Origin of the sequence: Prevotella sp. MGM1 (genome assembly GCF_002933775.1) — a bacterium.
Classification (GTDB): domain Bacteria; phylum Bacteroidota; class Bacteroidia; order Bacteroidales; family Bacteroidaceae; genus Prevotella.
Genome location: NZ_BEWV01000095.1, coordinates 59,175 through 80,537, shown reverse-complemented (window position 1 = coordinate 80,537; position 21,363 = coordinate 59,175). Strand labels below are relative to the sequence as shown.

General features: G+C 44.7%; 18 protein-coding genes. 9 read left to right on the top strand and 9 right to left on the bottom strand.

Annotated features, from left to right (window positions below; all coding sequences use genetic code 11):
- The first annotated feature begins 132 nt into the window (after positions 1-132).
- Positions 133-2,688, top strand: coding sequence for a ferrous iron transport protein B (gene feoB, locus MoGM_RS03180; protein WP_104368732.1), 2,556 nt, complete (start codon positions 133-135; stop codon positions 2,686-2,688).
- Positions 2,689-3,123: 435 nt separating this feature from the next.
- Here the strand turns inward: feoB and MoGM_RS03170 are convergent, their stop codons facing one another.
- Complete coding sequence (locus MoGM_RS03170) at positions 3,124-3,540, bottom strand: DUF3127 domain-containing protein (protein WP_104368730.1); 417 nt, start codon at positions 3,538-3,540, stop codon at positions 3,124-3,126.
- Positions 3,541-3,708: 168 nt separating this feature from the next.
- On the opposite strand from MoGM_RS03170, the gene dnaN reads away from it, so the two are divergent.
- Genes dnaN through MoGM_RS13490 form a run of 7 tightly spaced genes read left to right on the top strand, consistent with a single transcriptional unit; the run spans position 3,709 to position 12,200 of the window.
- On the top strand, positions 3,709-4,833 hold the full coding sequence (dnaN, locus tag MoGM_RS03160; protein ID WP_104368728.1) for a DNA polymerase III subunit beta: 1,125 nt from the start codon (positions 3,709-3,711) through the stop codon (positions 4,831-4,833).
- 15 nt (positions 4,834-4,848) lie between these two features.
- On the top strand, positions 4,849-5,703 hold the full coding sequence (locus tag MoGM_RS03155; protein ID WP_104368727.1) for a 3'-5' exonuclease: 855 nt from the start codon (positions 4,849-4,851) through the stop codon (positions 5,701-5,703).
- Positions 5,704-5,709: 6 nt separating this feature from the next.
- Complete coding sequence (coaBC, locus tag MoGM_RS03150; RefSeq protein ID WP_104368726.1) at positions 5,710-6,906, top strand: bifunctional phosphopantothenoylcysteine decarboxylase/phosphopantothenate--cysteine ligase CoaBC; 1,197 nt, start codon at positions 5,710-5,712, stop codon at positions 6,904-6,906.
- Between the two features lie 38 nt (positions 6,907-6,944).
- Positions 6,945-7,853, top strand: a complete 909-nt coding sequence (locus tag MoGM_RS03145) for a DUF4835 family protein (RefSeq protein WP_104368725.1) — start codon at positions 6,945-6,947, stop codon at positions 7,851-7,853.
- A gap of 7 nt (positions 7,854-7,860) precedes the next feature.
- A complete protein-coding gene (gene recN, locus MoGM_RS03140) occupies positions 7,861-9,519 on the top strand; it encodes a DNA repair protein RecN (protein WP_104368724.1) in 1,659 nt (552 codons plus the stop codon).
- The gene (locus tag MoGM_RS03135) at positions 9,516-11,198 is read left to right on the top strand and encodes a tetratricopeptide repeat protein (protein ID WP_104368723.1); all 1,683 of its coding nucleotides are present in this window, start codon (positions 9,516-9,518) and stop codon (positions 11,196-11,198) included. The genes recN and MoGM_RS03135 overlap by 4 nt, the downstream gene beginning before the upstream one ends.
- Before the next feature lie 48 nt (positions 11,199-11,246).
- Positions 11,247-12,200, top strand: a complete 954-nt coding sequence (locus tag MoGM_RS13490; RefSeq protein ID WP_104368722.1) for an acyltransferase family protein — start codon at positions 11,247-11,249, stop codon at positions 12,198-12,200.
- Positions 12,201-12,260: 60 nt separating this feature from the next.
- Here MoGM_RS13490 and dnaB read toward each other — a convergent pair whose 3' ends face one another.
- Positions 12,261-13,820 carry a replicative DNA helicase gene (dnaB, locus tag MoGM_RS03125; RefSeq protein WP_104368721.1) on the bottom strand — a complete coding sequence of 520 codons (1,560 nt, stop codon included), beginning with the start codon at positions 13,818-13,820 and terminating at the stop codon, positions 12,261-12,263.
- Between the two features lie 94 nt (positions 13,821-13,914).
- On the opposite strand from dnaB, the gene ispE reads away from it, so the two are divergent.
- Positions 13,915-14,739 carry a 4-(cytidine 5'-diphospho)-2-C-methyl-D-erythritol kinase gene (gene ispE / locus MoGM_RS03120; RefSeq protein WP_104368720.1) on the top strand — a complete coding sequence of 275 codons (825 nt, stop codon included), beginning with the start codon at positions 13,915-13,917 and terminating at the stop codon, positions 14,737-14,739.
- 733 nt (positions 14,740-15,472) lie between these two features.
- Here the strand turns inward: ispE and MoGM_RS03110 are convergent.
- The 7 genes from MoGM_RS03110 to MoGM_RS03080 form a co-directional block, all read right to left on the bottom strand.
- The gene (locus tag MoGM_RS03110) at positions 15,473-16,504 is read right to left on the bottom strand and encodes a YeiH family protein (RefSeq protein WP_233210147.1); all 1,032 of its coding nucleotides are present in this window, start codon (positions 16,502-16,504) and stop codon (positions 15,473-15,475) included.
- A gap of 15 nt (positions 16,505-16,519) precedes the next feature.
- A complete protein-coding gene (locus MoGM_RS03105; protein WP_104368718.1) occupies positions 16,520-17,095 on the bottom strand; it encodes a manganese efflux pump MntP family protein in 576 nt (191 codons plus the stop codon).
- Between the two features lie 179 nt (positions 17,096-17,274).
- Positions 17,275-18,312 carry a UDP-glucose 4-epimerase GalE gene (gene galE, locus MoGM_RS03100; protein ID WP_104368717.1) on the bottom strand — a complete coding sequence of 346 codons (1,038 nt, stop codon included), beginning with the start codon at positions 18,310-18,312 and terminating at the stop codon, positions 17,275-17,277.
- 125 nt (positions 18,313-18,437) lie between these two features.
- Positions 18,438-19,040: an electron transport complex subunit RsxA gene (gene rsxA, locus MoGM_RS03095; RefSeq protein ID WP_104368716.1), complete on the bottom strand. Its 603-nt coding sequence runs from the start codon at positions 19,038-19,040 to the stop codon at positions 18,438-18,440.
- A 7-nt stretch (positions 19,041-19,047) separates the two neighbouring features.
- On the bottom strand, positions 19,048-19,632 hold the full coding sequence (gene rsxE, locus MoGM_RS03090) for an electron transport complex subunit RsxE (RefSeq protein WP_104368715.1): 585 nt from the start codon (positions 19,630-19,632) through the stop codon (positions 19,048-19,050).
- A gap of 15 nt (positions 19,633-19,647) precedes the next feature.
- On the bottom strand, positions 19,648-20,364 hold the full coding sequence (locus MoGM_RS03085) for an RnfABCDGE type electron transport complex subunit G (RefSeq protein ID WP_104368714.1): 717 nt from the start codon (positions 20,362-20,364) through the stop codon (positions 19,648-19,650).
- Positions 20,361-21,362, bottom strand: a complete 1,002-nt coding sequence (locus MoGM_RS03080; RefSeq protein ID WP_104368713.1) for an RnfABCDGE type electron transport complex subunit D — start codon at positions 21,360-21,362, stop codon at positions 20,361-20,363. The genes MoGM_RS03085 and MoGM_RS03080 overlap by 4 nt, the downstream gene beginning before the upstream one ends.
- Position 21,363 lies beyond the last annotated feature (1 nt).

The following is a 21,363-nucleotide window of genomic DNA, read 5'->3' as shown; positions in this document are numbered from 1 at the left end:
TATTTTTCATCACTACTCCATACACCCCTTTCCTGTATCATCATTTTTAGGTATTTGCACTCTTTTTAAAACAGTTTGCCACCGGTTTGCAATTTATTTATTGTAAATTTGCATAAAACAACAAATAAAGACATGAAACTTTCCGAACTGAAAACAGGCGAAAAGGGAGTTATCGTAAAAGTATTGGGACACGGCGGTTTTCGCAAACGCATCGTCGAGATGGGTTTCATAAAAGGAAAAATCGTCGAAGTATTGCTCAACGCTCCGTTGGAAGACCCCGTCAAATATAAGATTATGGGATATGAGGTCTCGCTCAGACGCGATGAGGCCGACATGATAGAGATAATATCAGAAGAAGACGCATTATGCACCAGACCTCAGAAACATTCCGAAAATAAGCCGAACAATATTATAATAAACGGTTGTGACGACAAACTACTTCACACAGAAAAACTACTCCGCGATGCGGCAATGCGAAAGAGACGCACCATAAACGTGGCTCTTGTGGGAAATCCCAACTGCGGAAAAACATCTTTGTTCAATTTCGCCTCGGGAGCACACGAGCGTGTAGGGAACTATTCGGGCGTTACGGTTGACGCCAAGGAAGGGCATGCAAAATTTGAAGGATATGAATTCAATCTAGTTGACCTGCCAGGCACATATTCACTCTCGGCATACAGCCCGGAGGAACTGTATGTCAGAAAACAAATTATAGAACAAACTCCCGATATAATCATTAATGTAATTGATTCAAGCAATATAGAACGTAACCTCTATCTGACAACACAACTTGTAGACATGCACCTTAGAATGGTGTGCGCACTGAACATGTTTGATGAATTTGAACAGCGCGGCGACAAACTCGATTACCAAACTCTGAGCCGGCTTTTCGGAGTGCCGATGATTCCCACCGTGTTTAAAACCGGCCGAGGTATAGACCTGCTGTTCCATATAATAATAAATATGTATGAGGGAGTTGACTTCCTCGACAAAGAGGGGAATATCAATCCTGAGGTCGCTGCCGACATACAGCATTGGCACAAAACATACGGCAAAGATACCACCGGCAACCACAGCGAAGATTTCGCACACGGGAACCGCCCTAACAACAGTGTATACAGGCACATACATCTCAATCACGGACGACTGATAGAAGACGGAATTGAAGCCATCAAAACCGAATTGCAGGAAGATGAGCAAATACGTCACAAATACTCAACCCGCTATCTGTCAATCAAACTACTCGAAATGGACTCTGAAGCGGAACAACTCGCACAATCTCTTCACAACGGAAATAAAATAATCGAAATACGCGACAGGCAAGCAGCACAGATAAAAAAAGACACGAAAGAAGATACGGAGACAGCCATAATGGATGCCAAATACGGATTTATCCATGGTGCGCTTCAAGAATCCGGGTACGAGAAAGGGAAAAAGCAGGACACATACCAGAAGACCCACCTGATTGACAGTATCGTGACAAACAAGTATATAGGTTTCCCACTGTTTTTCCTCATGCTCTACACAATGTTTCAAGCTACATTCTCTATCGGCCAATACCCCATGAACTGGATCGAGACAGGAGTATCGGCACTGAGCGATTGGCTCGGCAGCGCACTTGCAGACGGAGCATTCAAGGATATGCTCATTGAAGGAGTCATAGGAGGCGTAGGCTCCGTAATTGTATTCTTACCGCAGATACTGATACTCTATGCCTTCATTTCGTTCATGGAAGATTCTGGATACATGGCACGGGCCGCATTCATCATGGATAAACTGATGCACAAAATGGGACTCCACGGTAAATCGTTCATCCCCCTGATAATGGGCTTCGGGTGCAACGTACCTGCCATAATGGCAACAAGAACCATTGAAAGCCGCCGTTCACGACTCATCACCATGCTCGTGCTGCCCATGATGAGCTGTTCTGCACGCCTGCCGATATATATCATGATTACCGGCACTTTCTTTGCCGTGGAATACCAGAGTCTCATCATGATTTCGCTATATGCCATCGGCATACTGCTTTCCATTATCGTAAGCCGTATTCTAAGTAGCAAGATTATAAAAGGAGAAGACACTCCATTTGTAATGGAACTCCCTCCATACCGTTTTCCCACAATAAAAGCCATCATCCGTCATACATGGGAAAAAGGTAAGCAATATCTAAAAAAGATGGGAGACATTATTCTCGTGGCAAGCATTATAGTATGGGCACTTGGATATTTTCCACATGACAACAACCTTGATAAACAACAGCAACAGGAACAAAGCTATATAGGATGTATCGGAAAGGCCATCGAACCCATCTTCCGTGCCCAAGGATTTGACTGGCGGCTTGATGTCGGGCTGATTGCAGGCGTAGGCGCAAAAGAAATCGTTGCCTCCACGCTCGGAGTGCTTTACAGTGGAGACGACAATATGATTGACGATATCGGCAAAGACACACGCACCAAATATACCGAACTTCACCGCAAGATGACAGCAAACGGAATCACCCCGCTCATCGCATTCTGCTATCTGCTCTTCGTGCTGATATATTTCCCCTGCATAGCAACCATTGCCGCTATCAAAAATGAAAGTGGCTCATGGCGGTGGGCACTTTTTGCCGCCGCATATACAACAGTACTGGCATGGATAATATCTGCCTCAGCATATCAAATAGGGCTGTTGTTCACCGATGCCTGACAAGCCCGGTAAAAAGATTCGGCCAACCGCTAAAAGCAAATAAAAAAGCATTTTCATTCAGAATTATATTGACATAAGAAAACGAACTTTTCCAACTCAACAGATATTTCTGCACGGAAAAGTTCGTTTTAAATATTTGCATTGGTTATCAAAAAAAATACTTCTATGTGTAGCTTCAAATGGATATATCAAATGGACTGCAATACCCGTCATTACGTTTTTCCTATTTGGAATGCACAGACCAGTCAAATACAACAATATCTGATGTAGAAAACAATATATTGATATGTCAATACGGCAAAAAGAAAAGAGCCAACCGTTTTCCGGCAGACTCTTTATATCAAATAAGCAAGGTTGTTATGTCAAAAACACCAGCTCTTTTTTACTGAAATGCAAATAGTGAGATTATGAATATCATTTACTTTTACATATCTATTAGAATGGCAGGTCGTCCGCACTTCCCTCACTACCATTATCCTGAGCCGGTGGGAAAGGTGTTGCAGTAGGCACCGACTGTGCCGGCTGCTGAGCCAGGAATGCCTGTCCGGCAGCAGGATCCTGAGGAGCTGCCTGCCCTTGCATATTACGGTTCACCGCCCATGCGTTGATACTGTTGAACCAGCGCCCGTTATACTCACGTGCATCTATATCGAAAGACACGGTAATTTCCTCACCGGCCTGAATATTGAACTGCTTTATACGGTCTTCTCCGAAAATGCGGAAACAGCACTTACGGGGAAACTGATCGTGGGTTTCCAACACATATTCCTGCGACATCCAAGGATTGCCAGTGCGTGCCGATGTTCCACTGTTTGCCGGCAATACGGCAATGATTCTTCCTGTTATTTCCATTTATCTAATATTATGTTTTTATTATAAAATCCATGCTTTTGAGATTGCGAAATTACAAAAATAGTTTTAATTAGGGTAACTTTTAAGTAATTATTTTTGTTCCTGCCATAGTTATTTTGTATTTTTGTAGTCAATATGAGAAGTAAAAACAAAATATAAAATATACACATGAGATTTACATTATCAAGCACTGCGCTCAGCAGTAAACTCGGTGCCCTGTCACGGGTTATAAACAGCAAAAACTCGTTGCCCATACTCTCCGATTTCGTTTTCGAGATAGAGAATAACATTCTACACCTCACCGCATCCGACAGTGAGAACATGATGAAGACAACAATGGAACTGATAGACAGCGACGGGAACGGGACATTTGCCGTAGGCAACCACGATCTGCTTGAAGCAGTAAAAGGATTTTCAGAGCAACCTATCACTTTTGATGTCAACCTACAGGAAAATATAGCAAAAATAAGTTATCAGAATGGTATGTTCTCATTACCGGTGGAAAGCGCAGACGAGTTTCCGAAAGCGCAGGAAATAGGACATGGAGCACACACGATAACAATATCCAACGGTTTGTTGGCCGACAATATCAACCGTTCGCTCTTTGCCACTGCGCAAGACGAACTTCGCCCGGTTATGAACGGAATATACTTCGACCTTAAAAGCGACTGTCTGTCTATCGTAGCCAGCGACGGGCACAAACTCGTGCGCAATAACGTGCTTACGATAAAGAGCGACACTCCCGCATCGTTCATAATGCCCAAGAAACCGGCGACACTGCTTAAAAACCTGCTCGGCAAAGATGGCGGAGACGTGACAATAAGATTTGACGAGCGCAACGCAGAAATCAATTATGGCGACGGAATAATCACATGCCGACTGATAGAAGGACGCTATCCCAACTACAACTCGGTAATTCCGCAGAGTAACCCAAATCAAATCACAGTCGACCGAGCATCGTTGCTCAGCGCACTCCGCCGCGTACAGCCGTTTGCCAACGGCTCAAGCAACCTGATAAGGTTTCACATCGAAAACGGAATGCTTCAGCTCGATGCAGAAGACTTCGATTTCTCAAAGACAGCCACGGAAAAAATGTCGTGTGAATATAACGGCCAACCTATGAGCATCGGTTTCAAAGGGGCGTCATTCATAGAGATATTGAATAATTTCGACTGTCCCGAAATAATTATCCAACTGGCCGATCCAAGCAGAGCCGGACTGGTATTGCCGTCCGAACAACCGGAAAACCAAGACGTGCTTATGCTCATGATGCCTATGCTCATCAACGAATAAAGATAAAGACAATATATGAAGTTAAATCTTAAAAAGCCTCTAATTGTATTTGACCTCGAAACGACGGGACTTGATTTGGTAAAAGACCGCATCATACAGCTGTCGTACATTAAGGTATATCCCGACGGACGGGAGCAGAGAGGCAATGAGATTGTAAATCCGGGCAAAAGCATTCCACAGGAGGTAGTTGCGCTTACAGGCATAACTAACGAGAATGTAAAAGACAAACCTGCATTCAAAACCATTGCAGCAAAAATCAGCGAAGAGTTCAAGGGGTGCGATTTTGCCGGTTTCAACTCAAACTATTTCGATATACCTATGCTTGCCGAAGAGTTCCTTCGGGCAGGCATAGATTTTGATTTCAGCAAATGCCGCCTTATAGACGCACAAACCATATTTCATAAAATGGAACGTCGCAATCTCGCCGCTGCCTATAAATTCTACTGCGGCAGAGCTATGGAAGATGATTTCGAAGCTCACCGTGCCGACCAGGACACAGAGGCCACATACCGTGTGCTAATGGGACAGCTCGACAAGTACAATCCTGAAACCGAACCTGATCCGGAACGGCATCTTCAAAACGACATGGACTTTCTGGCAAATTTCTCACACCATAATAACAACGTGGATTTTGCCGGACGCATTGTATGGGCTGATATGAAAGATGCCAAGGGGCAACCCGTCGTCGACAAAGACGGCAATCCTAAGAAAGTTGAGGTATTCAACTTCGGAAAACATAAAGGTGAACCCGTAGCCACAGTACTGCGCTATGATCCGGGGTATTACAGTTGGATACTTGGCGGTGACTTCACATATAACACAAAACAAGTGCTCACACGCATCAGACTACGCGAAAGCAAATTAGGATAGAGAATTATGCTCAAAGGCAAAAAGATAGTTTTAGGTATAACAGGATCGATAGCGGCATATAAGGCATGCTATATAATCCGCGGACTGATAAAGCAGGGTGCGGAAGTGCAAGTAGTGATAACACCGGCCGGAAAGGAATTCATAACTCCCATTACACTGTCTGCACTTACACACAAACCGGTCATAAGCGAATTTTTCTCACAGCGTGATGGTACATGGAACAGTCATGTAGACATAGGGCTATGGGCCGATGCTATGCTGATTGCACCATGCACGGCCGCCACGATAGGAAAAATGGCAGGCGGAATGGCAGACAATATGCTGATAACAACATATCTGTCCATGAAAGCTCCGGTTTTCATAGCACCAGCAATGGATCTTGACATGTACGCCCATCCGTCCACACAACAGAATATTGAGCGTCTGCGATCGTTCGGCAACCATATCATTGAACCACAAAGCGGATTTCTCGCAAGCGGACTTGAAGGCAAAGGACGCATGGAAGAACCTGAGAGCATTGTACGTGCATTAGACGACTTTTTCAATGGAAACAGTGATGAACTGCGCGGCAAACGAATCATGATTACAGCCGGACCTACTTATGAGAAAATAGATCCTGTGAGATTTATAGGCAACTATTCAAGCGGCAAGATGGGATTCGCACTTGCTGAGGAATGTGCCCGTCGTGGAGCGGATGTCATTTTGGTGGCCGGGCCCGTGGCATTACACACCGATCATAAAAACATCAGACGCATTGACGTGGAAAGCTGCGAACAGATGTACAATGCCGCAACAACCGAATTCAAGGGATGCGATGCGGCTATATTATGCGCAGCAGTAGCTGATTTCCGACCGGCGACAGTCGCGGAAAATAAAATCAAACGCGGAAAAGACAATCTGACAATATCATTAAGTCCAACACACGATATCGCCGCTGAAATAGGAAAGATGAAAAAATCCGGGCAACGGCTGGTCGGCTTCGCTCTCGAAACAAATGACGAGGCTGAACACGCAAAACAGAAACTGTCACGTAAGAACCTTGATTTCATCGTGTTAAACTCACTCAGAAACACCGGTACTTGTTTCCAGTCAGATGAGAACCAAATATGCATCATATCGGCAAACGGTATAAAGGAATTCCCCAAAAAGCATAAAACACACGTTGCGGTCGATATTGTTTCTGAACTTGTTGGTATCATGTAATCATATTAGTTATATATATTCTCTGTTAGCACATCGATATGAAGATAATAAAATCATTGCTTATACTCGTCATGACTGTCATTGCAGGCCGTTCCGAAGCCCAGGAACTGTTGGCAAAGGTCAACATCAACCACAGTCAGGTTGGAGTTACTGATGTCAGCGTGTTTGAAAACCTGCAACAGACACTCGAACAGTTCATAAACGAACGGCAATGGACAGAGCTTCAATTTCAAAAAAACGAGAGAATAGTATGCAACTTCAACATCACGATAACCAAATATGACAAGACAAGCAACATGTTTGAGTGCACAGCCATGATACAGGCAAACCGACCGGTATATAATTCTCAATACACCACTACTTTATACAATAACAAGGATGCCGATTTCAACTTTGAGTTCGCACAGTTTGACCAATTGAACTATAACGACGAGAACGTTGACAACCAACTGACAGCATTGATCGCATACTATGCGTACTTGATAATAGGACTTGATTTGGACAGTTTTTCACCAATGGGTGGCACTGAGATATTGCAACGTTGCCTCTATATGGTCAACAACACGCAGAACCTTAGCTTCACAGGATGGAAAGCTTTTGAGAACAGCAGAAACCGCTTTGCCATTATCAACGACTATATGGAAGAGGCGATGAAACCTTTCCGGCAGTTACAATACGATTATTACCGTAAAGGCCTTGATGAGATGGCAAGCAATGCGGAACGCGGACGGACAAATATCACCACGGCACTGCAGGAGGGCTTGAAGACGGCGCATGAGAACAAACCGCTCAGCCTTCTGCCACAAATATGGACAGACTATAAACGTGACGAACTGGCAAATATATACAAAGGAAAAGGCACACAAAAGGAAAAAGAATCCGTATACGATATTTTGCTTGGAATAAACGCTTCGCAAAGCAATGCATGGAATAAAATAAGAGAATGACAACAAAATGTTAAAGCAATTATATATACGCAATTTCACGCTCATAGATACCCTTGACATCGAGTTTGGCCCCGGTTTTTCCGTCATAACAGGAGAGACCGGAGCAGGAAAGAGTATAATTCTCGGAGCAATTGGATTGCTTTTAGGGCAAAGAGCAGACTCAAAGACAATAAAAAGCGGAGCTGACAAATGCGTGATCGAAGCCCACTTCGACCTGTCCCGATACGGAATGGAAGGATTTTTCAATGAAAACGACATCGAATACGACCCGAATGACTGTATAATACGCCGCGAACTAACAGCCGCTGGAAAAAGCAGGGCTTTTATAAATGATACCCCTGCCCCACTCTCAATACTCAAAGAACTCGGCGAGCAGTTGGTTGATGTTCACAGTCAGCATAAGAATTTGCTCGTCGGAAAACAGGACTTCCAACTCAATGTGGTGGATATCATCGCACAAGATGACAAGGAACTGACTGTATATCAAAAATCTTTTTCTGAATACAAAAGACTTTTCCGTCAACTCCAAGAACTTAAAGAAAGCATAGAGCGTGATAAAACAAACGCTGATTTCCTGCAATTCCAATATGACGAGCTTTCCGCCGTGAATCTGAAATCAGGTGAACAGGAAGAGCTTGAACAGCGGGCGGACACAATGAGTCATGCCGAAGAAATAAAAAGCGCACTATATGAGACTGACAGCGCGTTATCTGCCGATATGACCGGTGTTGTGGTAAACCTCAAGACAGCAATAAACAGCCTTCAAAACATAGGTAAAGTGATGCCGGTAGCCGGAGAGTTGGCTCAAAGAATGACAGAGTGCCATATCGAATTGAAAGATATATCGCAGGAGGTGAGCGGCTTATTGGAAGATACTGATTTCAATCCCGCCGAACTGGATGCCGTCAACAATAGACTCGACAGAATATATGAACTTGAAAAGAAATATCACTGTGACACGATAGAAGAGCTTATCGGAAAGCAAAGTGACCTCAAACAAAAACTCGACAACATAGAAAACAGTGATGAAGCACTCAACGAACTGCAACAGAAATGCGAACAGAAGAAATACGAATGCACACAAAAGGCCGGACTTTTAAGCCGGGTTCGTACCAAAGCGGCAAAACAGATTGAGGGTGAGATGCACACCCGACTCGTCAGGCTCGGAATGCCTAATGTCAGATTTGAGGTAATAATCGAACATGAAGAACTGAATAACAACGGTTCGGATAAAGTGTCTTTTTTATTCAGCGCCAATAAAAGCACCATGCCACAACCGGTGTCCCAAGTAGCTTCGGGCGGTGAAATAGCCCGCGTTATGCTATCGCTTAAAGCCATGATAAGCGGCGCAGTGAAACTTCCCACAATTATTTTCGATGAGATAGACACGGGAGTGAGTGGCAAGATAGCCGAGCAAATGGCTGTTATCATGCAGCAAATGGGACAATCAGACCGTCAGGTCATCAGTATTACCCACCTTCCGCAAATTGCCGCTCTCGGCATAAGACACTATAAGGTATACAAAGAAGAGACCTCCGAAGGCACAACAAGCATAATGCACGAACTATCTGCCGATGAACGGATAAAGGAAATCGCACAGATGCTCAGCGGAAGCGATATTACTGAAGCCGCGATTAATAATGCAAAAGAACTACTGAAAATATGAAACATATATTATTGGTATTATGTGCGGCACTCATCGCACTTAACACATACGCCCAACCTGATTTGAAGAAAGCGGCAAAATCGGTGTTTACCTTGAAAACATTTGATACCGACGGCAACATGCTAAGCAGTACCAACGGCGTTTTCATTGGAACGGGCGGCGAAGCGATAAGCAATCTCGAAGCATTCAACGGCGCATCAAAGGCCATCATAATAGATTCGCAAGGCAAGGAATACGCTGTGGAGTGCATATTGGGAGCCAACGACATGTATGACGTGATCAAATTCCGCGTAGCCACAAAGCGAAGCACTGCCATGCCTGTCAGCACCGATACACTGACGGGAGGAGCAAAAGCCGGAAGCACAGTTTGGCTTGTACCATACAGCGCAAAGAAAACACCGGAAAAAATAGAAGGAAAGGTGAGCAAAGCAGAACTGTTCCTGTCAAAATATACATATTATACCATAGACATGGAAGTCCCAGACAATACAGTAGGCTGTCCGTTCATCAACGACAAGGGTGAGATTGTCGGCATATTACAGCAACCCGCCCAGACCCACTCTTCCACATCATATGCCGTAAGCGCCAAATTCGCCGCAGACATGCAGATGAAAGGTCTCAGCATCAATGACAAAGCCTTGAGAAACATTAAAATAAAAAAAGATTTACCAGATGACATCAGCCAAGCAATCCTCACGCTATTCATGGCTGCCAACGCCGCAGACTCAACGGCATATAAAGAAGTTGTGGACGATTTCATAAAGAAATTCCCGAATGCGACAGACGGATATACCGCACGTGCACAACTTAACGTCAACATAAACAAGTTTGACGATGCCGCCCATGACATGGAACAGGCTATCAAAGTGGCGGATAAAAAAGACGACGCACACTACAACTACGCACGTATCATATTTCAAAAAGAAATAAACAAGAACTCGGTAAGTTATCCGAAATGGAGTCTTGATAAGGCTGCCGAAGAGGCGGAGACAGCTTTCAAAATCAATCCAATCCCCGTATACAAGCAACTCAAAGGACAGATACTATACGCAAAAAAGGATTACGATGACGCATATAATACCTACAAAGAGCTTATCGCCGATGGAAATAAGACGGCAGACATATACTATGAGGCAGCAAAATGCCGTGAAGCAGCAGGCGACACCGCCACCATGCTGTCTCTGTTGGACAGTGCGGTGAATACATTTGACAAGCCTTATCTGAAAGCCGCCGCACCTTACATACTCGTAAGGGCACAAGCACTAATAGCTACTGGCAAATACCGGCAGGCTGTAATGGACTTCAACGAGTATGAGGCCCTCATGCCAACATCGGTAAACGATAATTTCTACTACATCCGCTCACAAGCCGAGGTAGAGGGACGAATGTTTCAACAGGCTATAAACGACCTCAAAAAAGCAATATCAATGAACCCAGCCAATACACTTTACCATGCCGAAAAAGCATCCATTGAAGTGCGGGTGGGCTTGTACGACGAAGCAATGGCAAGTGCAAAAGAATGCATAAGGCTCGATGCTGAATATAGCGACGGTTATCTTTTCCTCGGACTTGCACAATGCCTGAAAGGCAATAAGACAGAGGGAACGGCCAATCTTCAAAAAGCAAAAGAATTGGGTGACCCGCAAGCACAATCGTTAATAGACCAATATTCAAAATAAAAACCGATTTTTTTAAAATAATCACAGATTAAAATCTTTTCAAATCCAATGTGTAGAAGTACAAAATTAGACTCGGTTAAAACACTTCTCATATTTTGTGTCGTATTAGGGCATCTGCTACAAAACAGGGGGGGGGGGAATGTTTTAAATGATATAAATATGATAGTAAAAACTTTCATATTTTCATTCCACATGCCATTATTTGTTATAATCTCAGGTTATTTCTGTAATATTTCATGTTCTACAAGCAACATGATTAAACGTGTAACTGAGATTTTCGCTACCTTTCTTGCATTTCAAATTATCAGATTGTGCATATCAGGTAATATAAGCAACCTATCCTCTTTTTTGTATCCACAATATACGCTATGGTACTTACTTTGCTTGGTTTATTGGCGGATATTCTATTATTTTACATCTAAAAAAATCTCTTTGAGCCTGATAATATCAATAAGTATTATCATTAGTTTATGTTCCGGTTTTATAAACACAAATATACTCAGTTTCCAACGTGCGTGCTCATTTCTTCCATTTTTTGTTATCGGAGGTTATTTGCGCTCAAATGGGTTATTAAAAAAAATTGACGAATTGAAAACGAATCTTTGCATTATAGGTGTATTTCCGTTTATCGTTTACATAATACTGAATAACTACTTTGATGTAAGTATCCAAGCATTATTCAATGGCAATAAATCTTATTCAACTTCATTTGACTTAATAAATCGTTTGATATGGCTCATATCGTCACTTGTCATTAGTCTGTGTATATACAAAATAACACCCGATAATAAAATACTGGCTAAATATGGAGGCTGCACACTTGTAGTATACCTATTCCATTCGTTCTTCACTCAATCTATCGGTAAATTAATTGATGCCCACTATTTACCTAATGACATTTTTTCAAATGTCGCAATATCATTGCTGATATTCATTTTCTGCATAATGATTGGTAAATTTAAGCTTGCGCAAAGGCTGATAAATCCCATAAAAATCAAGTAGGAAAGTCTCTACACTCTCCTACTCTTCTTAAACATATCATTTTCTAAAACATATAAATTCCTAAAACGGCATAGGCCCGTCCATGGCGGGTGGAGGCACTATGCCACCGCCAAACGGATCGTAATCATCAGGAAGGCCACCAGACATTCCACCATCCATATCACCGTTTATCTTAGAGCCGAGAATCTCTCCGCCCGTTCCACCACCGCCACGCAGTCTTGTGTCCTCCGGATTTTCAAACCTGGTGAACTCACCACGGAACGTCAGCAGCACATCACCGGTGGCACCCTTACGGTGCTTGGCTATTATTATCTGCGCCATGCCATGCAGGTCACGCCCGTGATCGTCCTGGAATATATGATAATACTCGGGACGATGCACAAAAAGCACCATATCGGCATCTTGCTCGATCGCTCCCGACTCTCGCAAATCACTGAGCTGCGGACGCTTCCCCTCAAGACCTTCGCGCGACTCGACACCACGGTTAAGCTGACTCAACGCCAATATAGGCACATCAAGCTCTTTGGCCAGTCCTTTGAGCGATCGTGATATGGTAGAGACCTCCTCCTGACGACTGCTGAAACGCATACCGTTGGCATTCATCAATTGAAGATAGTCGATCATTATTATCTTCACACCATGCTCACGCACAAGTCTTCGAGCCTTAGTCCGCAGCTCAAACACCGACAAACCCGGAGTATCATCGACATAAAGAGGCGCGCCGAGCAGTCCGTTCATCCGCTTGTCAAGCCTCTCCCACTCGTCAGGTTGCAACTGTCCGTTAAGAATTTTGCTACCTTGAATTTCACAGCAGTTGGATATCAATCTGTTCACAAGCTGCACATTGCTCATTTCAAGCGAGAAGAAAGCCATCGGAACTTTATAATCCGCAGCGATATTTTTTGCCATCGACAGTGCGAAAGACGTCTTACCCATCGCCGGACGACCGGCGATAATCACAAGGTCGCTCGGCTGCCATCCGCTCGTGATGTCATCAAGTTTATGGTATCCCGTAGGCACACCCGTAAGTCCGTCTTTGTTGGCAGCCGCTTTCTGGATTACGTCCACCGCATTTCTAATCACAGGATCAATCTGAGTGTAGTCCTTCTTCATGTTGCGCTGCGACAACTCGAAGAGCGAGCCTTCGGCCTCCTGCATCAGTTCATCCACGTCTACCGTCTCATCGAGGGCTTTGGTCTGTATACCGCTCGAAAAGGATATAAGTTGACGGGCAAGATATTTCTGGGCTATTATGCGGGCATGATATTCTATATTTGCCGACGATGCCACACGTGAGCTGAGTTCTGAGATATAAACCGGGCCTCCGACCTCTTCAAGCGTACCGTTTTTTGCCAATTGGTCAGTCACCGTCAGCATGTCCACCGGACGCTCCGCCATACTCAGATCCCTAATGGCCGAATATACCATCTGATTGCGAGGCTCGTAGAAACTCTCCGGATATAAAATCTCGCACACCACAGCATAAGCATCCTTGTCTATCATCAAAGCGCCTAGCACAACTTTCTCCACATCTAGAGCCTGAGGCTGCAAATGCCCGTAAGTATTGTCCACGGCAACCGCCCTCTGTGTCCTTCGCCTGTTGTTATCTTGTCCTGCCATCTTGAATTTATGAATTAGAGAGTGCAAAAATACTATTTTTTTTGTAATTTTGCCCGTGAAACAAGAATTATTGCAATACGAAAAAAGTTTTAAAATGATAAGTTTCCCCATTGCCAAAATAAACCTCGGTCTTAATGTCGTGGCCCGGAGGGCAGACGGCTATCATGATCTTGAAACCGTGTTTTATCCTGTCCCGATAAAAGACACCCTTGAAATTTATCCCATGCACGATGATTTTCCATCGGAACATGCCTGCGACCTGAAAGTGACAAACATTGCAATTGACGGAGACGAGCAGCGCAATCTCGTGGTAAAAGCATACAACATGATTGCCGAACGGTACACCCTGCCACGCATCCACACACACCTGCACAAGCAGATACCTACACAAGCCGGCATGGGAGGCGGCTCGAGCGACTGCGCATACATGATAATGCTTCTCAACGACACGTTCTCTCTCGGCATGTCTAAAAGAGAAATGACAGAATACGCCACACGGCTTGGAGCCGACTGCCCTTTCTTCATACTCGGCAAGCCGGCATACGCCGAAGGAATAGGCGAACGCCTGGAACCCATAGCCCTCGATCTCGGCGGATGGCATATAGCGATAGTACGCCCTGACATTCCCGTATCCACAAAAGAGGCTTTCTCGTTAATTTCGCCACAAGCCACGGTGATAAAATGCCGAGACATAGTAACACAGCCGATGGAAACATGGCGCGACACTCTCGTGAACGATTTTGAAAAAAGCGTGTTTGCGCTACATCCGGAAATAGGTCGAATAAAAGAACGTCTCTACGACCTCGGGGCAGTATATTCTGCCATGAGCGGAAGCGGAAGCAGCGTGTTCGGTCTGTTCAGGGAGCGACCTGACCTGAGTCCATTCAAAGGTATGTACGCATATACCACTCTGCTGTAAGCAGACACGGACAAAAGTTGCCGCCATGAGCGAGGCCGTGTTAAATGTAAAATAAAATACAACCTGAGCCTGTGTCCTCACTCATGAATATTTATACACAAACACACCTTTCGGCAATCTGTTTTACCTTGAAAAATGACATGATTTCCATCACAGACAATGAAAAAAAAGATTATCTCGCAAACGGATAGCCGTTGCACTCCAACGGGTAGCCCGTCGCTCTGCGTTTAGTATCTAAACGCAAGCCAACGAGACGCTAAACGCGAACCAATAAGATACCCGATACAAAGCAAAAAACGGCAAAAAAATAAAAAACCGGGTGTCAGATATTGAATATCGGACACCCGGCCATACAAGTCACAGACATTACGCAAAAATCAGCAAGTCCGTATCAAACTACGGTCTGCATTTAAGCATAATAAATAATAATGTGGGAAAAATCGTTTTCCGTATCGCGATTTTCCCTGTTTATCAAATTTTAAAGCCTTCAAGATGTGCATAAATATGCACTTCAGGTATATGAAGCAGTGGTTGACAACGGTTTGTTTGTAATTTTTTATTATTGTTATCATATATCTTGCGTTTTTTTCGAGTACAAATATAATATCCAAATGCCAGAAAAACAAACATCACCACGATATACATGCCGATACACAATGCCGTGACGTACAAAAAAAACAGCGTGACGGATTGTTTTCCACCACGCTGGACATATTCAGTTTTCAACATATTGTCAAAACAATGGCACAAGATATTTTGCCATCAAATATCCGGCAACCATCAGCCATACGAAAAGGATTGCGGCAAGCAGGAATGGCTTGAATCCGGCTTTCTTGAACTTCTCTATGCTCGTTTCCGCTCCAAGGGCAGTCATTGCCATTGTCAACAGGAAAGTATCAAAAACATTTATGGACTCAACAATCGAGGCCGGCAAAAGAGCAAATGAATTGAAACCAATGACAACGAGAAAGAGAATTGCAAACCACGGAACGGACACATTCGACCGTGAAGAGCCGGCACCGCCGACAGCCGCCGCACGAGACACCGAATAGCTGATAATGAAAAGCACGGGAACAAGCATCATCACTCTAATCATCTTCACGATAATAGCCGGATCGGCAACACTCTTGCCCATGGCGTTACCCGCTCCTACCACATGCGCCACCTCGTGAACGGTAGAGCCGGTGAATACTCCCATAGCCTCAGGCGAGAGGCCGACAATTCCCGAACGATAAAGAACAGGATAAATGAACATGGCCAATGTGCCGAAAATAACCACAGTGGCAACAGCAACGGCTGTCTTATAAGGCTTTACCTTTATGGCCGACTCGGCACCCAATATCGCGGCCGCACCGCAAATTCCGCTGCCTACAGAAGCGAGCAGGGCTATGCCGCGATCCATTTTGAGAAGCCGGCCAATCAATATTCCACCGAGAATGGTGGTAGCCACAATGACAGCATCCACACATATAGCCGGCAAACCGACAGCCGTGACATCCTGAAAAGTGAGCCGAAAACCGTAAAGTATTATTCCCAAACGAAGTATCCGCTTTGAACAGAACGTGATTCCCGGTACCCATGTCTCGGGCAGGTTGTTCCGCAAACTGTTTGCATAAAGCATCCCCAAGACAATACCGACAATCATCGGACTGAGAGACAGGCTCATTACAAACTCTGTCTCACCGATATAAAATGCGGCACAAGAAAACAACGCAATCAAAAGTATTCCGTGGAGCATGCTGCTCCGATGTTCCGATAGTTTCATAATGATAATTATTTTTTATTCATATAAATGACTCAACAATACTTTTATACCTATGATAATCAAAATTATACCTCCGAACAACTCTGGATGAAATCGGCGTGAAACCGCATTACCGTATTTCACTCCCAACAGGAAACCGGCTATCCCCATTATAAGCGAAACCATCCCGATGACAGACAGGGGCATCACAAGTCGGGATACGCGGTCATATCCTATGCAGGACAACGATATTCCGACGGCAAGGGCGTCAATGCTCGTGGCAATAGCCAAATACAACTGAGTGGAAAACCGCTCAGGACTGAAACGCTCTTCTTTCTCCGTATCAAAAGATTCCCTGATCATTCGCCCTCCAATAAAAGCCAACAAACCGAACGCTATCCAATGGTCGACAGAAACAAGATAATCGCTGAAATGATTGGTGCCCAACCATCCGACAAAAGGCATGAAGGCTTGGAACAGGCCGAACAACAGGCTCATACGAAAAACAATACCCCAGGCATAGCGGCGCATTATGACACCGCTAACGACAGATACCGTGAAACAGTCTACAGCAAGGGCTATTGCAAGAAATACTATATCAAATATATTCATAACCGCTGCAAAGATAATAATTTTATCCCATAAAACTACTTGCGGCCCGACACGATAACATTGTTAAAAGCGACTTGACGGATAAACAAATTATCCCCCGATGTGAATCGGGGGATAACAACACAAACACAAAATAAAACACGGCCACCATCCGGATGGCCGGTCTATTATCCTCAATATCATTGTATTCCTTTCTCACGCAGTCTCACCTGCCAGTTCCATGCCGACCTGAGAGTATCTTCAAGACTTGTCTCGGCTTTCCAGCCAAGCACGTTGTTAGCCTTGTCCGTATTCGCCCAAACTTTCTCTATGTCACCCGAACGGCGCGGGGCATAAGCCCAGTTAAGTTTCACTCCTGTTGCCGCCTCGAATGCATCTACAAGCTCTTTCGTCGAAACTCCGTGTCCGGTGCCTACATTAAATATTTCAAGTTTGTCGCTATCGGTTTCAAGCACCCTCTCCATAGCTTTCACATGTGCCTTCGCAAGATCTACAACATAAATATAATCGCGGATACATGTTCCATCGGGAGTATTATAGTCGTTTCCGAATATGCTCAGTCTCTCACGTATTCCCATGGCTGTCTGCGTGACGTAGGGAATGAGATTCATCGGCACTCCGTTTGGCATCTCGCCAATAATACAGGACGGATGCGAGCCTATCGGGTTGAAGTATCTGAGAAGAACGGCCTTGACCGATGCACCGCTGTTTATATAGTCGCGGATTATTTCCTCGTTTATCTGCTTGGTATTACCGTAAGGGCTTTCCGCCGGTTTCACGGGAGTATTCTCCGTCACGGGCAGATTATCTGAATCCGGTTGACCGTATACAGTGCAACTCGATGAGAAAATTATTCCTTTCACACCGTATTTAGGCATCAGTTCAAGGAGATTTACAAGGCTGACAATGTTATTGCGGTAATAAAGCAACGGTTTCTCCACGCTCTCACCAACAGCCTTACTTGCCGCAAAATGAATAATACCGTCTATATCCGGATATTTTGAGAAAACCGTTTCCAATGCTTCCTTGTCGCAGCAATCCACATACTCAAAAGCCGGACGAACACCGGTAATCTCCTCTATGCCATCCACTACGCCCGCCTGCGAGTTGGAAAGATTGTCTACAATGATAACGTTGTAGCCTGCGTTCTGCAACTCAACAGTAGTATGGGAACCGATAAAGCCGGTACCTCCGGTCACCAGAATTGTCTTTTTCATAATTAGTATTTCCTTATTATTTATGAATAATTGATTTATAATTAAATGACGACACCACTATAATGACAATGTTTTAAAACAAAAGGGAAAGACGCTGTCACGCCTTTCCCCCACTCACCATATTGTTATTCCAATCCGAATAGTTGCTTCAAGCCCCCGTCTACACCCGAGAAGCCCATGAAAGCAAGGCTCAACAGCCCGGCGGACACAAGCACTATCGCCACTCCGCGCATACCTTTAGGGATATTTATCATTTCAAGATGCTCTCGCATTCCTGCAAAAACAGTAAGCGCAAGGCCGAAACCGATAGCCGTAGAGAACGCATATACAATTCCCTGAATGAGATTATAGTCTTTCTGTATCACCAAAATAGCGACACCGAGCACGGCACAGTTGGTCGTTATAAGAGGCAAAAAGATGCCAAGAGCCTGATAAAGGGCCGGAGAAACTTTCTTCAAGATAATCTCAACCATCTGAACCAAAGACGCGATGACAAGAATAAAAGCTATTGTCTGGAGATATTGTATGCCGTAGACATCAAGCACAAACTTCTGAACCAGATATGTGACGATGGTTGCCAATGTAAGCACAAAAGCCACCGCGGCACTCATTCCAAGGGCTGTATCAACCTTTTTGGACACTCCGAGAAACGGACAGATGCCAAGGAATTGCGACAACACGATGTTGTTCACAAATATTGCTGATATAAATATAAGTATGTATTCCATAATATGACTAATCTTTCTTTAATTTGTTAACCACCGCAATGAGATATCCGAGCGAGATAAACGCTCCCGGAGGCAGGATGAACAGCAATATGTTGTAAGCCTCAGGCAGGATAGTCACTCCGAAAACGGAACCGGCACCAAGAACTTCACGCACAATGCCGAGCAGAGTAAGCGCAAGGGTGAAACCAAGGCCGATACCGATACCGTCGAAAAGACTGGAAACCGGATTGTTTTTACATGCGAAAGCCTCCGCACGTCCAAGGATGATACAGTTCACAACGATAAGTGGTATGAACAGACCGAGCGACTGATTGACAGACGGCAGATATGCTTTAAGACACATTTGAAGTATCGTCACGAACGAAGCGATGACAACGACGAACACAGGTATGCGCACCTTATCCGGAGTGAGGCTTTTTATGAGCGATATGGCTATGTTCGAACATATCAGCACAAACGTCGTGGCTAATCCCATCGACATACCGTTCATGGCCGAAGTGGTTGTCGCCAATGTCGGGCACATACCGAGAAGAAGCACAAATATGGGGTTCTCCTTGATTATTCCATTGAATAATATCTTTATATAATTCATATCGTATTTCTTTGATTATTCCTTTGTTGTATTCATCGGACAATCCGCCGAATTATCACATGACACAGGATCGCACTCCGTTTGACAGCAGTTTGTTTTACCGCAAGGAGCCGTAACCTGTTCCGTCGCACCGCTTTTACCGTCCACATCCTGTCCGGCATAAGCCGCATAAGCCTGATTAATGGCTTTGAGGAAGGCGCGTGTAGTGATCGTAGAAGCTGTAATGGCATCCACATCACCACCGTCCTTATTGACAACGAGGCGGTTGTCTGCCGTAAGTTGACGACCGATAATATCGCCTTTCTCACCTTTCTGGAACCATTTGTCGGCCTTTGCGCCGAGACCGGGGGTCTCGGCATGTTGAAGAAGGGTATAACCGAGAATCTTGCCTTCGGCATCAAAACCCACCAATACTTTCAAGTCACCGCCAAATCCCATAGTAGTACTCTCGATGGCAGCGCCAAGGAAAGCCCCATTAGCATCGTCAACCTTATGGATTATAAACGTATATTCCTTGCCTTCAATGTTCTTTTTAATCTCATCATTGGCCGTAACCGTGAGATTTTCCACTCCCATAACGCTCTTGATACCGTTCGCAAGGGCAAGCTCGTCCTGCTTCTTTATCGGCTCTTCGGTCATTTTATTTATCCACCCGAGGAGTCCTCCCGAGACAACGGCCACCGCAACGAGTACGATAACCATATTTACGAGTGATGATTCTAACTTCTTCATTTCTTTACTACCTCCCCGAAACGTTTTGGTTTGACATATGTATTGATGAGCGGAGTGAACGCATTCATGATAAGAATGGCGAAAGACATTCCCTCCGGATATGCTCCCCAGTTACGGATCACAATAGTAAGGAAGCCTATTGCCACACCATATATAAGCTGTCCGCGGCTGTTCATTGGCGAAGTCACATAGTCTGTCGCCATGAAAATGGCACCGAGCATCAGACCGCCACTGAATATTACTGTGAAAGGATCGGCATAAGCAGGATTGACAAGGTGCATCAGGCCGCTTACAATGAATACCGTACCAATGATGCTGACAGGAATGTGCCATGTTATAATCTTCTTCCAAAGCATATATGCCAGACCTATGAGCAGCGCAAGGGCACATACCTCACCGATACATCCGGCTCCGGCACCGGTTGTTCCGTTGCCAATCAGTAACGAGAAAGAATCCGGAAGCTGATTAAGCAGCGATGCGTCTCCCGACTTTATTGCATATTTCATCACGCTCAGAGGTGTCGCTCCGGTTGTGGCGTCTGTATAAGCGCCAAGCTGTCCCGCAACCGGCCATGATGTCATCTGGGCCGGAAACGACACAAGGAGAAAGCAACGCCCAACAAGCGCAGGGTTAAACAAATTGCCTCCAAGACCTCCGAATGTCATCTTACCCACTCCGATAGCGATAAGCGCACCGATGATTATTATCCATACAGGAAAGTTCGACGGCAGATTGAAACCGAGCAAAAGACCCGTCAACACGGCAGAACCGTCCATAATGGTATTCTGTTCTCTGTTAAGTATGAATTTTGTTATAGCCCATTCAAAGAAAACACAGGCAAGAACGCTTGTCGCACACACAACGGCAGAGCCGAGGCCGAAGAAATAGAATGATGCCAACAAAGCCGGAACAAGAGCGACAATCACTCCATACATATTGCGTTCCACACTGTCGGTACCGTGTGCATGCGGTGATAATGATACTATTAATTTTCCCATG

Bases quoted from the DNA above. Each gene is read 5' to 3' on its own strand.
- MoGM_RS03105 (WP_104368718.1), bottom strand. From the start codon at position 17,095: ATGAATATATTTGATATAGTATTTCTTGCAATAGCCCTTGCTGTAGAC.
- MoGM_RS03135 (WP_104368723.1), top strand. From the start codon at position 9,516: ATGAAACATATATTATTGGTATTATGTGCGGCACTCATCGCACTTAAC.
- MoGM_RS03080 (WP_104368713.1), bottom strand. From the start codon at position 21,362: ATGGGAAAATTAATAGTATCATTATCACCGCATGCACACGGTACCGAC.
- ispE (WP_104368720.1), top strand. From the start codon at position 13,915: ATGATAAGTTTCCCCATTGCCAAAATAAACCTCGGTCTTAATGTCGTG.
- feoB (WP_104368732.1), top strand. From the start codon at position 133: ATGAAACTTTCCGAACTGAAAACAGGCGAAAAGGGAGTTATCGTAAAA.
- MoGM_RS03170 (WP_104368730.1), bottom strand. From the start codon at position 3,540: ATGGAAATAACAGGAAGAATCATTGCCGTATTGCCGGCAAACAGTGGA.
- dnaN (WP_104368728.1), top strand. From the start codon at position 3,709: ATGAGATTTACATTATCAAGCACTGCGCTCAGCAGTAAACTCGGTGCC.
- MoGM_RS03145 (WP_104368725.1), top strand. From the start codon at position 6,945: ATGAAGATAATAAAATCATTGCTTATACTCGTCATGACTGTCATTGCA.
- MoGM_RS03110 (WP_233210147.1), bottom strand. From the start codon at position 16,504: ATGAAACTATCGGAACATCGGAGCAGCATGCTCCACGGAATACTTTTG.
- dnaB (WP_104368721.1), bottom strand. From the start codon at position 13,820: ATGGCAGGACAAGATAACAACAGGCGAAGGACACAGAGGGCGGTTGCC.
- MoGM_RS03085 (WP_104368714.1), bottom strand. From the start codon at position 20,364: ATGAAGAAGTTAGAATCATCACTCGTAAATATGGTTATCGTACTCGTT.
- recN (WP_104368724.1), top strand. From the start codon at position 7,861: ATGTTAAAGCAATTATATATACGCAATTTCACGCTCATAGATACCCTT.
- galE (WP_104368717.1), bottom strand. From the start codon at position 18,312: ATGAAAAAGACAATTCTGGTGACCGGAGGTACCGGCTTTATCGGTTCC.
- rsxA (WP_104368716.1), bottom strand. From the start codon at position 19,040: ATGGAATACATACTTATATTTATATCAGCAATATTTGTGAACAACATC.
- MoGM_RS03155 (WP_104368727.1), top strand. From the start codon at position 4,849: ATGAAGTTAAATCTTAAAAAGCCTCTAATTGTATTTGACCTCGAAACG.
- coaBC (WP_104368726.1), top strand. From the start codon at position 5,710: ATGCTCAAAGGCAAAAAGATAGTTTTAGGTATAACAGGATCGATAGCG.
- rsxE (WP_104368715.1), bottom strand. From the start codon at position 19,632: ATGAATTATATAAAGATATTATTCAATGGAATAATCAAGGAGAACCCC.
- MoGM_RS13490 (WP_104368722.1), top strand. From the start codon at position 11,247: ATGTGTAGAAGTACAAAATTAGACTCGGTTAAAACACTTCTCATATTT.